At 72.4% G+C, this 11,922-nt stretch carries 10 protein-coding genes; 8 read left to right on the forward strand and 2 right to left on the reverse strand.

The window, feature by feature from the left end:
- Window positions 1-122: 122 nt before the first annotated feature.
- Window positions 123-1,292 carry an MFS transporter gene (locus F1721_RS23360; protein WP_150068906.1) on the forward strand — a complete coding sequence of 390 codons (1,170 nt, stop codon included), beginning with the start codon at window positions 123-125 and terminating at the stop codon, window positions 1,290-1,292.
- Here F1721_RS23360 and F1721_RS23365 read toward each other — a convergent pair.
- Window positions 1,279-2,127 (reverse strand): SAM-dependent methyltransferase, encoded by an 849-nt coding sequence (locus F1721_RS23365; protein WP_150068907.1) that lies wholly within the window; start codon window positions 2,125-2,127, stop codon window positions 1,279-1,281. The genes F1721_RS23360 and F1721_RS23365 overlap by 14 nt on opposite strands.
- A 106-nt stretch (window positions 2,128-2,233) precedes the next feature.
- Here F1721_RS23365 and F1721_RS23370 point away from each other — a divergent pair, with 106 nt between their 5' ends.
- The 7 genes from F1721_RS23370 (at window position 2,234) to F1721_RS23405 (ending at window position 11,186) form a co-directional block, all read left to right on the forward strand.
- A complete protein-coding gene (locus F1721_RS23370) occupies window positions 2,234-3,352 on the forward strand; it encodes an S-(hydroxymethyl)mycothiol dehydrogenase (protein ID WP_150068908.1) in 1,119 nt (372 codons plus the stop codon).
- Complete coding sequence (locus F1721_RS23375) at window positions 3,352-3,981, forward strand: MBL fold metallo-hydrolase (protein WP_150068909.1); 630 nt, start codon at window positions 3,352-3,354, stop codon at window positions 3,979-3,981. Before F1721_RS23370 ends, F1721_RS23375 begins: the two co-directional genes overlap by 1 nt.
- 153 nt (window positions 3,982-4,134) lie before the next feature.
- Window positions 4,135-5,367, forward strand: a complete 1,233-nt coding sequence (locus F1721_RS23380) for a sensor histidine kinase (protein ID WP_150068910.1) — start codon at window positions 4,135-4,137, stop codon at window positions 5,365-5,367.
- 37 nt (window positions 5,368-5,404) lie between these two features.
- Window positions 5,405-6,100, forward strand: a complete 696-nt coding sequence (locus tag F1721_RS23385; RefSeq protein ID WP_150068911.1) for a response regulator — start codon at window positions 5,405-5,407, stop codon at window positions 6,098-6,100.
- An 89-nt stretch (window positions 6,101-6,189) separates the two neighbouring features.
- Complete coding sequence (locus F1721_RS23390) at window positions 6,190-7,239, forward strand: Gfo/Idh/MocA family protein (RefSeq protein ID WP_150068912.1); 1,050 nt, start codon at window positions 6,190-6,192, stop codon at window positions 7,237-7,239.
- A 435-nt stretch (window positions 7,240-7,674) separates the two neighbouring features.
- Complete coding sequence (locus F1721_RS23400) at window positions 7,675-10,095, forward strand: phosphoketolase family protein (RefSeq protein WP_150068914.1); 2,421 nt, start codon at window positions 7,675-7,677, stop codon at window positions 10,093-10,095.
- Window positions 10,092-11,186, forward strand: coding sequence for an acetate/propionate family kinase (locus F1721_RS23405; protein WP_170301581.1), 1,095 nt, complete (start codon window positions 10,092-10,094; stop codon window positions 11,184-11,186). Before F1721_RS23400 ends, F1721_RS23405 begins: the two co-directional genes overlap by 4 nt.
- 32 nt (window positions 11,187-11,218) lie before the next feature.
- Here F1721_RS23405 and F1721_RS23410 read toward each other — a convergent pair whose 3' ends face one another.
- Window positions 11,219-11,896: a hypothetical protein gene (locus tag F1721_RS23410; RefSeq protein WP_150069080.1), complete on the reverse strand. Its 678-nt coding sequence runs from the start codon at window positions 11,894-11,896 to the stop codon at window positions 11,219-11,221.
- Window positions 11,897-11,922: the final 26 nt, after the last annotated feature.

The raw sequence follows: 11,922 nt of genomic DNA on the forward strand, positions 1-11,922 counted from the left end.
CAACCGCCTGCTGGCCGCAGCGGTGCGGGCAGAGGCGTACGTCACGTTAGCGTTGCTAAAAACCATTCGGGTTTCCACGCTGAGGTGACCAGGACACCGCTCGACGTCGAGGAGGGGCCGGGATGCCCGCAGCGGCAACCGTCGGGCAGCACCAGCGGACCGTCGGGACCGCGCGGGTGCTGTCGTCGGTCGCCGCGGTGGTCACCGTCGGGGTGTTCCCGGTGTTCCTCGTCGGCGGTCTCGGCGTGCAGCTGCAGCGGGAGTTCGGCTTCGGCGCGGCGCTGCTGGGCGTCGGCGCGGCCGGGTTCTTCGGCGTCGCGTCGCTGTCCTCCCGGACGATGGGCTGGCTGGTGGAGCGGATCGGCTCGCGGCTGGGCATGCGGGTCGGGGCGCTGGGCAGCTCGTTGTGCCTGTTCGGGATCTCGGTAGCCCCCAACTCGGCCTGGCTGCTGGCGCTGCTGTGGCTGGGCGGCCTGCCCAACTCGCTGGCCCAGCCCGCCTCGAACCTGCTCATCGCGCAGGGCATCCCGGTCCACCGGCGCGGCATGGGCTTCGGCGTCAAGCAGTCCTCGATCCCGGCGGCCACCCTGCTGGCCGGGGTGGCGGTGCCCGCGGTGGCGCTCACCGTCGGCTGGCGCTGGGTGTTCGTGATCGCCGGTGCCATCGGGCTGGTGGCCGCGGTCGCGGTGCCCCGGCTGCCGGAGGCGGAGCGGTCGAAGTCCGGGAGCGCGGCGGGCGGCGGGCCGGGTGCGCGCCGGAGCGCGCTCCTGCTGCTGGCGATCTCCGGCGGTCTCGGGTCGGCGGCGGCCAACGCGCTCGGCGCGTTCGTCACCACCACGGCGGTCGAGGTCGGGTTCAGCCCGTCCGCGGCCGGGCTGGTGCTGTCGCTGGGATCGGCGACCGGCCTGCTGATCAGGTTGTGCGCGGGGGTGGTCGCCGACCGCCGGAACCCGAACCTGGTGCGGGTCATCTCCGCGATGCTGCTGATCGGCTCGATCGGCTTCGGGCTGATGGCGGTGCACTCGCCGGTGGCGTTCCTGATCGGCGTGTCCATCGGGTTCGGCGCGGGCTGGGCCTGGCCGGGGCTGCTGAACTTCGCGGTCGCCAAGATCGCCCCGGACCGGGTGGCCAGCGCCACCTCGTTCACCCAGACCGGCGTCTACCTCGGCGGCAGCCTGGGGCCGCTGCTGTTCGGCGTCCTCGCCGAGCACGCGGGGCTGGCCGGGGCCTGGCTGGCGGCCGGTGCGGCCGCGATCGTCGCGGGCGTCCTGCTGCTGTTCATCCGCCGCTGACCGGCTGGACCGGGATGCGGGCGTCGGCCGACTTGCGGGCCACCCCGCCGTAGAGCAGCTGGTAGCGGTCCGCCGCGGAGGTCGGCTGGCCGGGGTCGGGGCGCCAGTCCGCCAGGTAGGTGGTGCCCGGCGGCAGGACCTCGAAGTCGCCGAACAGCTTGTCGATCCAGCTGGTCTCCCGCGGGTGCAGCGGATCGGAGGTCTCGGCGTAGAAGTCGGCCAGCACCCGCACCGCCTCCGGGGCGTGCGTGCCGGTCACGTGCGAGACCACCAGGTGGCTGCCCGGCACCAGGGCGTCCCGGTAGGCCTCCACCAGGCCGAGCGGGTCGTCGGAGTCGGGGACGAAGTGCAGCACCGAGGTCATCAGCAGCCCCACCGGCCGGTCCAGGTCGAGCAGCTCCTGCGTCTCCGGGGCGTGCAGGACCGACTCCGGGTCCCGGCAGTCGGCCAGCAGGATGTCCGCGCGCGGCTCGTCGGCCAGCAGCGGTCTGCTGTGCGCGACGGTCAGCGGCTCGTTGTCCACGTACAGCACCCGGAAGTCGCGGGTGCGCCGCCGCGCCACCTCGTGCAGGTGCCCGATGGTGGGGATGCCGGAGCCCAGGTCGAGGAACTGGCGCACCCCGCGGGCCAGCAGGAACTCCACGGTCCGCCGCAGGAAGGCGCGGTTCTCCTGGTAGGTGGCGCCGATGCCGGGCAGCGCCTGCTCGATGCGCTCGGCGAAGCCGCGCTCCACGCCGAAGTTGTGGCTGCCGCCCAGGAACGCGTCGTAGATCCGCGCGGCGGCAGGTCGGACGATGTCCATCTGCCGCGCCGGCGAGTTGCGCGTGTCGACCATGGCCCTCCCCCTTCTCGCCGGAATCGTACAGTAGTCAGCGAGTAACGCAGCGTGTTCGGCGTCCGCCGCGCGCCGCCCTTGCTGATCGTCGTGCGCGCATATCACGATGGGCTCCTCGCGACAGACGCACTCCCAGGAGGTGCTCGTGACCGACGTCCGCGCGGTGGTGGCGACAGGCAGGGGCAGGCCGGTCGAGGTGGTGACCATCGACGTGCCGGACCCCGGGCCGGGGGAAGCGGTGGTCCGGGTGCAGGCCTGCGGGGTGTGCCACACGGACCTGCACTACCGCGAGGGCGGGATCAGCGACGACTTCCCGTTCCTGCTCGGCCACGAGGCGGCCGGGGTGGTCGAGGCGGTCGGCGAGGGCGTCGCGGACGTGCGGCCCGGCGACTTCGTGGTGCTGAACTGGCGCGCGGTGTGCGGGGTGTGCCGGGCGTGCAAGCGCGGCCGCCCGCAGTACTGCTTCAGCACGCACAACGCCACCCGCCCGATGACGCTGGACGGCACCCCGCTCTCGCCCGCGCTGGGCATCGGCGCGTTCGCGGAGAAGACCCTGGTGCACGCCGGGCAGTGCACCAAGGTGGACCCGTCGGCCCGCCCGGCGGTCGCGGGGCTGCTCGGCTGCGGCGTGATGGCCGGGATCGGCGCGGCGGTCAACACCGGTGGTGCCGGGCCCGGCGACACCGTGGCGGTGATCGGCTGCGGCGGGGTCGGCGACGGCGCGATCGCAGGGGCGGACCTGGCCGGGGCGCGCCGGATCATCGCGGTGGACACCGACGCGAAGAAGCTGGACTGGGCGCGGCAGTTCGGCGCCACGCACGTGGTCAACGCCGCCGAGACCGATCCGGTCGCGGCGATCCGCGAGCTCACCGGTGGGTTCGGCGCGGACCTGGTGATCGACGCGGTCGGTCGGCCCGAGACGTTCAAGCAGGCCTTCTACGCGCGGGACCTGGCCGGGACCGTGGTGCTGGTGGGCGTGCCCACCCCGGAGATGACGCTGGAGCTGCCGCTGCTGGACGTCTTCGGCCGGGGCGGTGCGGTGAAGTCCAGCTGGTACGGCGACTGCCTGCCGGAGCGCGACTTCCCGATGCTGGTGGAGCTGCACCAGCAGGGGCGGCTGCCGCTGGAGAAGTTCGTCAGCGAGGAGATCGCGCTGGACGAGGTGGAGCAGGCGTTCGCGCGGATGGAGCGCGGCGAGGTGCTGCGCTCGGTGGTGGTCTTCTGATGGCCGCGCGCATCGACCACACCACGACGTCCGGGACGTTCTCGCTGGACGGGCAGACCTTCGAGGTGGACAACAACGCCTGGGTGGTCGGCGACGACGCCGAGTGCGTGGTCATCGACGCGCCGCACGACGTCGATGCCATCCGCGCGCTGGTCGGCGACCGCGAGGTGCGGGCCGTGCTGTGCACGCACGCCCACGACGACCACGTGCGCAAGGCGCCGGAGCTGGCCGAGGCGGTCGGTGCGCCGGTGCTGCTGCACCCCGACGACATGGTGCTCTGGCGCCTGACCCACCCGGAGCGCGAGCCGGACGGGGAGCTGGCCGACGGGCAGGTGGTCGAGGTCGGCGGGATCGGCCTGCGCGTGCTGCACACGCCCGGCCACGCGCCCGGCGCGGTGTGCCTGCACTCGCCGGAGCTGGGCGTGGTGTTCACCGGTGACACGCTGTTCGCCGGTGGTCCCGGAGCGACCGGCCGGTCCTTTTCGGACTTCGGCACGATCACCGCGTCCATCCGGGACCGGTTGCTGCCGCTGCCCGCGGACACCGAGGTCCGCCCCGGGCACGGCGAGAGCACCACGATCGGCGAAGTGCGGGCGCAGTTCGACGACTGGGTGGCGCGCGGCAGCTGATCGTCCCGGGTTGGGCGCGCGGTAGGTTCTCCGTTACCACTTTCGGCGGATGAAGCTGCGCGGTGCGGTGCGCACGATCTTGCTCGTGAGCGGGGACGGGGCCTGCTCACGGCTGGCACCGCGAGCCGACCCGCGCACCGTGAGGCAGGTCCGATGGTCGATCATGCGCTTGGCCGCACCGCTGCGACGAGTTCGCGGACGGGCCTGTGGGCCTGGTTGGTGGAGCACCGCGCGGTGCTCGGCGACATCGGGTTCGTCCTGGTGCTCGCGGTGGCGCACGGCTTCGACCTGTCCATCGGGGAGCATCCACCGTGGATGGACTGGTGGTGGCCGCTGCTGGTGAGCGTGCCTGCCACCGCGCTGCTGGTGCTGCGGCGGCGGGCGCCGTGGACGGTGTTCCTGGTGATCCTGGTCGTCACCATCGCGCTGACCCTGCTCAAGCTCTACATCGGCGGCCTGAACCTGGCGATCCTGGTCGCGATCTACTCGGTCTGCGTGCGCGGGTCGCTGGCCGTGTCGGTGGTGGCCGGGACGGTCGCGATGATCTTCCCGGTGACCCAGGCGGTGGTCTTCGAGCTGACGCCGGTGGAGAGCTTCCTGCGGATCACCGGCGGGGTGGTCAACCTGGTGATGGTCATCGGCTGGGCGCGCACCATGCAGATCGGACGGCAGCGCGCGGCGCAGCTGGAGCAGACCCTGACGATGCTCGACGAAGCGCGCGACCAGCTGGCCGCGGACGCAGCGGTGGTGGAGCGGGCCCGCATCGCGCGGGAGTTCCACGACATCGTCTCGCACAACCTGTCCGTGGTGGCCCTGCGCGCGGGCGTCGCGCGGGCGCTCATCGACCGCGACCGGGAGCACGCGCGGCAGACCCTGCAGGAGCTGGAGCAGAGCTCGCGCAGCGCGCTGGGGGAGATGCGCAACCTGCTCAACGCGCTGCGCGACAGCAACTCCGCGGGTCAGGACCCGATGGACTGGCAGCCGACGCCGCGGCTGGACGGGGTCGACGCGCTGGTCGACTCGGTCCGGGGCGGCCGGGTGGAGTGGCGGTTCGAGCGGCGCGGTCAGGTCCGCGAGCTCGGGCCCGGGGTGGAGATGACCGCCTACCGGATCGTGCAGGAGGCCATGACCAACGTGCTCAAGCACGCCGGGTCCGGGCGGGCGCGGGTGCTGCTGGACTACGGGCCGAGCGCGCTGCGGATCGAGGTGACCAACCACCAGGGCGCGGGGGAGGTACCGCCGGTGTCCCATTTTTCGGGACACGGGCTCATCGGTCTGCGGGAACGCGTTGCGCTGCTGGGCGGAACCTTGACCGCACATCCGGTTTTGAACGGATTTCACCTTGAAGCCGTGCTACCGTGCGCGGAAAATTCGGACCTGGCCTGAATCGGAACTGGGCCGGCCCGGAGCAAGGAGGCCCGGCGTGGAAACTGAGGACACGACTGTCCTGGTGGTCGACGACCAAGCGATGATCCGCGCGGGACTGGTGGCGCTGCTGTCCAACGAGCCCGGTCTGCGGGTGCTGGCCGAAGCGGCGGACGGCGACGCGGCCCTGGCCGCGGTCCGGCGGCGCCGCCCCGACGTGGTGCTGATGGACGTGCGCATGCCCGGCAAGGACGGCATCACCGCGGCCGCGGACATCATCGCCGAGACCGGCGGGGAAACCGCGGTGATCATGCTGACCGTCCACGACCTCGACGAGTACGTCTACGCCGCGCTGCGCGCCGGGGCCAGCGGCTTCCTGCTCAAGGACGCAACCCCGGAGGACCTGGTCAAAGCGGTGCGCACGGTCGCGGCCGGAGAAGCGCTGCTGGCCCCGCGGGTCACCAAGCGGCTGCTGCAGCGGTTCGCCGCGCTCGGCGTCCGCGACGCGCGCAGCGAGCTCAGCGTGCTGACCGAGCGGGAACTGGACGTGCTGCTGGAGGTGGCGCGCGGCGGGTCGAACGCCGAGATCGCCCGCAACCTCGGGCTGGCCGAGCTGACCGTCAAGTCGCACCTGTACCACGTGATGCAGAAGCTCCACCTCAGCTCCCGCACCCAGCTGGTGATCACGGCCTACGAGACCGGCCTGGTCTGCCCCGGCCAGGACAACGGCAACCTCCGCCGAGCCTCGGCCTGACGCGATTGAACGAGGTTGGAAAAACCTCATTGAAACTGCACACACCCCGGGCCGGAGCTGGGGGAGGGGCGGCGGGGTCTAATGGGGACATGAGTTCTGCACTGCGAGTCGGTCTGGTCGGTTACGGCGTCGGGGGCGCGATCTTCCACGCCCCGCTGATCGCCGCGCACCCGTCGCTGGAGTTGTCCGCGGTGGTCACCGCGAACCCCGAGCGGCAGCAGCAGGTGCGGGCCGAGCACCCCGACACCGCGGTGGTCGACGACGTGGACTCGCTGCTGGCCGGTGAGCTGGACCTCGTGGTGGTGGCGAGTCCGAATCGGACCCACGTCGAGCTGGCGACCGCGGCGCTGGACGCCGGGCTGCCGGTCGTGGTGGACAAGCCGTTCACGCCGACCGCGGTGGAGGGGCGGCGGCTGATCGAGCACGCCGCGGCCAAGGGGCTGATGCTGACGGTCTTCCAGAACCGGCGCTGGGACAGCGACGTGCGCACCGTGGCCAAGCTCATCGGCGACGGTGAGCTGGGGCGGGTGCACCGCTTCGAATCGCGGTTCGAGCGCTGGTCGCCGACCCCGAAGCCGACCTGGCGCGACTCCGGCGGCGCGGAGGACGTCGCGGGCATCCTCTACGACCTGGGCAGCCACCTGATCGACCAGGCGCTGCAGCTGTTCGGCCCGGTCGCCTCGGTGTACGCGGAGATCGACCGCCGCCGCGAGGGGGTGCGGGCCGACGACGACTCCTACCTGGCGCTGACCCACGTGAACGGGGTCCGCTCGCACCTGTGGATGAGCAAGGTGGCGGCGCAGCCGGGCCCGCGCTTCCGGGTGCTCGGCGACCGCGCGGCGTTCACCAAGCACGGCCTCGACCCGCAGGAGGCGGCGCTGCGCGAGGGGCGCCTCCCGGTGGACGACTCCTGGGGCCGCGAACCGGAGGCGAGCTGGGGAGTGCTGGGCGCCGGGGACGACGTGCGCCGCGTGCCCAGCGAGCGGGGCGACTACCTGGCGTTCTACGACGGAGTGGTCGAGTCCCTGCGCGAGGGCACGCCGCCACCGGTCGACCCGGCCGACGCGGTGGCGGCGCTGGACATCATCTCCGCGGCCCACCGCTCGGCGGCGGAGATCACCGTCGAGCGGCTGATCTAGCGCTCAGCAGAACCGATTCCCGGGACTGGGAGGGTTTGGCCTGGTCAGGTCCCGTGAGCGTTTTGAGGTGCCATAACGCCCGAAAACGCTCACGAGCGTTCGGGTCAGAACCGGTAGCTCCGGGCGACCGCGACGAGGTCGCCGTCCTCGCGGGTCCCCGCCTCGACGTCCGCTGGCCGCGGGCGGAAACCGGGTCGGCGGCTGAGCTGCCCATCGGTCGCGGCCCGGTCGCGAGCTCCCGCAGCTCGGCGATGGCCCGCTCGGCGCTGAACTCCCCGTTCGCAGCGCGGAAAACTCCGGGCGCGGGCGGCGTTGCGTAATGCGGTGCGCTGCACGGTCGAGGTGCGGTTGTCCGCAGGACTTCACTCGCCGAGTTGCGAACGGGCCCGGGCGTCCCACGCTGGACGGCGGGCGCCGAGCGCGAAGGAGCCGCGGATGAGCAGCGAGATCAGCGTCGAGACCGGCAGCGCGGCGTGGACCACCACCCCGGCCGTGACCGAGCACCTCGAGCGGGCGGAGCTGGACGGGCTGCAGCTCTGGTGGCGGGCCGCGAACTACCTCTCCGTCGGGCAGATCTACCTGATGGACAACCCGCTGCTGCGGGAGCCGCTGCGCCCCGAGCACGTCAAGCCCCGGTTGCTGGGGCACTGGGGCACCACGCCCGGGCTGAACTTCGTCTACGCGCACCTCAACCGGGCGATCCGGGAGCGGGACCTGGACATGATGTACGTGATCGGGCCCGGTCACGGCGGCCCCGGGCTGGTCGCGGCGGCGTGGCTGGAGGGCACCTACAGCGAGGTCTACCCGGACGTCGCGCAGGACTACGACGGGTTGCGGCGGCTGGTCACCCAGTTCTCCTTCCCGGGCGGCATCCCCAGCCACGTCGCCCCGGAGACACCGGGGTCCATCCACGAGGGCGGCGAGCTCGGCTACTCGCTGTCGCACGCGCACGGAGCGGCGTTCGACAACCCCGACCTGATCGTGGCGTGCGTGATCGGCGACGGCGAGGCGGAGACCGGTCCGCTGGCCACCAGCTGGCACGCCAACAAGTTCCTGGACCCGGCCACCGACGGCGCGGTGCTGCCGATCCTGCACCTCAACGGCTACAAGATCGCCAGCCCGGCGGTGCTGGCGCGCATCCCCGACGACGAGCTGCTCAGCCTGCTGCGCGGCTACGGCTACGAGCCCTACCTGGTCGCCGGTGCGGTGCCGGAGGCGATGCACCACCTGTTCGCCGCGACGCTGGACCGGTGCCTGGACGAGATCCGCGCGATCCACCGCCGGGCCCGCCGCGACGGCTGGGCGCAGCGACCGCGCTGGCCGATGATCGTGCTGCGCACCCCGAAGGGCTGGACCGGTCCGTCCACTGTGGATGGTATGCGGGTGGAGGGGTCGTGGCGCTCGCACCAGGTGCCGATCAGCGATCCGCGCGGCAACCCGGAACACCTGCGCCAGCTGGAATCCTGGCTGCGCAGCTACGAGCCCGCCGCGCTGTTCGACGCCGACGGGGCCCCGGTGCAGCGCATCAAGGACCACAACCCGACCGGTACCCGGCGGATGAGCGCCAACCCGCACGCCAACGGCGGGCTCCTGCTGCGGGCGCTGCGGCTGCCGGATTTCCGGGACTACGCGGTCTCGGTCGACGAACCCGGGGCGACCACCGGGGAGGCCACCAAGGTGCTCGGCCGGTTCCTGCGCGACGTGCTGCGCCGCAACGCCGAGGAGCGCAACTTCCGGGTGTTCGCGCCGGACGAGAACAACTCCAACCGGCTCAACGCGGTCCTCGAAGCCACCTCCCGCACCTGGGCCGCCGAGACCGAACCGGACGACGAGGCGCTGGCCCCCGACGGCCGGTTGATGGAGGTCCTCTCCGAGCACACCTGCCAGGGCTGGCTGGAGGGCTACCTGCTCACCGGCAGGCACGGGTTCTTCTCCTGCTACGAGGCGTTCGCGCACATCGTGGACTCGATGGTCAACCAGCACGCCAAGTGGCTCAAGGTCAGCCGCGGGCTGTCCTGGAGACCGCCGATCGCGTCGCTGAACTACCTGCTCACCTCGCACGTGTGGCGGCAGGACCACAACGGCTTCTCGCACCAGGACCCGGGGTTCATCGACCACGTGGTGAACAAGAAGGCCGAGATCGTGCGGGTCTACCTGCCGCCGGACGCGAACACCCTGCTGTCGGTCGCCGACCACTGCCTGCGCAGCCGCGACTGCATCAACGTGGTGGTGGCGGGCAAGCAGCCCGCGCCGCAGTACCTGGACATGGACGCGGCGGTGGTGCACTGCACCAGGGGCATCGGGATCTGGGACTGGGCCAGCAACGACCGGGACGGCGAACCGGACGTGGTGCTGGCCTGCGCCGGCGACGTGCCGACGATGGAGGTGCTGGCCGCCGTCGACCTGCTCCGCGGGTACTTCCCGGACCTGCGGATGCGGGTGGTCAACGTGGTCGACCTGATGCGGTTGCAGGACGAGCGGGAGCACCCGCACGGCCTGTCCGACGCCGAGTTCGACAGCCTGTTCACCCGCGACCGGCCGGTGATCTTCAACTACCACGGCTACCCGTGGCTGATCCACCGGCTGACCTACCGGCGCCGCAACCACGACAACATCCACGCGCGCGGCTACAAGGAGGAGGGCACCACGACGACCCCGTTCGACATGTGCGTGCTCAACCAGATCGACCGGTTCAACCTGGCCATCGACGTGATCGACCGGGTGCCGCGGCTGGGCCCGAGCGCGGCGTACGCGCGGGAGGCGCTGCAGGCCAAGCTGATCGAGCACCGGAACTACGTCTCGACGCACGGCGAGGACCTGCCGGAGGTCCGGGACTGGACGTGGTCGGCGCGATGAGGGTGCTGGCCGTCAACGCTGGCTCCAGCAGCCTGAAGCTCGTGCTGCTGGACGGCGACGACGTGGTGGCCCACGAGCACCTGGAGCGCTGGGAGGGCGAGCCGGAGCCGATCCGCCGGTTCCTGGACGAGCACGGCGCCGACGCCATCGGACATCGCGTCGTGCACGGCGGGAACCGGATCGTCACCGCGACGGTGGCCGACGACGACGTGGTCGATTACCTCGCATCGCTGACCGAGCTGGCGCCGCTGCACCAGCCGCGAGCGCTGGGCGGCCTGCGAACAGCGCGCTCGATCGCTCCGGGCACGCCGTCGGTGGTGTGCGTGGACACCGCCTTCCACGCGGGTCTCCCGCCCGCGGCCGCGACCTACGCGCTGCCCAGGGAGTGGAACCGCAAGTGGTCGTTGCGCCGCTACGGTTTTCACGGCCTCTCGCACTCCTACGCGGTGGTGCGCGGAGCCGACCTGACGGGTCTGCCGCCGCGCCAGGGCCGGGTGCTGAGCTGCCACCTCGGCGCGGGCGCGTCGATGGCCGCGGTGCGCGACGGCCGCTGCGCGGACACCACGATGGGTTTCACCCCGGAAGAGGGCCTGGTGATGAACACCCGCAGCGGCACGGTCGACCCGGGCCTGATCGGCTACCTGATCAACACGAAAGGCGTTGCGCCGCAAGAGCTGTTCGACGTGCTGGCGAAGCGGTCCGGGCTCGCGGGGCTGTCCGGGACCTCGGGCGACCTGCGCGACGTGCTGACCGCGCGGTCCGAAGGGGACGGTGACGCGGCGGTGGCCTTCGACGTCTACCGGCGCAGCCTGGTGCGGTACGCGGGTGCGATGGTGGCGGTGCTCGGCGGCCTGGACCTGCTGGTGTTCACCGGCGGTACCGGCGAGCACCAACCGCCGGTGCGCGCCGCGGTCTGCGAAGCGCTGTCGTTCGCCGGGGCGGCGCTGGACCCGGAGCGCAACGAGGCGGCGTCGGGGGACGCCGACATCACGGCCGTCGGAGCCCCGGTGCGGACCGCGGTGGTCCAAGCCCGCGAGGACCTGGAAATAGCCCGCCAAACCCGTGCCGCGGTTCGGGCGCGCAGGTCGTGAGTGCGAAAGCCGGTTGGAGCCGGTTTTCGCACTCACGACAGGACGCACTCGTCGCAGTAGCCGCCGCCCGCTCGCCACCACTGGCAGCAGGTGGTCCGGCGGGGCCACGGGTCGCGGTCGGGCGCGATGTCGAGCAGGTGTTCGCGGCCGGTGGCGGCGCGCAGTTCGCGGGCGGTGGCGATCGCGTCGCCGGGCATGCCCGCGCGGTGCAGCCGCCAGAGCACGGTGCCCACCGAGCCGACCGGGTTTCCCCAGTACTCGTGGCTTTCCGGCGGCGGTCCGCCCAGGGCGTGCAGCGCTTCGGTCAGCGGTTCGAACGCCTCGGCCAGGTCCTGCCACCACTGCTGCGCGGTGACCACCCGCGACGTCTCCGGCCGGAGCGCGGACAGGCGGCCCTCCGCGGTGACGGCCACGCGCAGGTCGCGCAGCGACGGGACGGGCGCGCCGAGGTGGAACTCCGGGACGGTGGCGCACGCCGCGAGCCAGCCGAACCGGAACGCCACCAGCACGAGGCCCGCGCGTCGGTGCCGGAAGCCGCCGCGCTCCTGCCACTCCTCGACGCAGCGCGACAACCACGGCCCGGTCGGATCGCAGAACTCCGCCCACGGCACGGTCGGCAGGGCGGAGGAGGGCACCGTGCCCGGCCTGGGCAACAACCGGTCGCACTCCCGCACGCGTCCGGCCAGCACGGCCGGGGAGCACTCGATCATGGTCGACACGCCTCCCGTCGTCCCGG

Source organism: Saccharopolyspora hirsuta, from assembly GCF_008630535.1.
Taxonomy (GTDB): Bacteria; Actinomycetota; Actinomycetes; order Mycobacteriales; family Pseudonocardiaceae; genus Saccharopolyspora; species Saccharopolyspora hirsuta.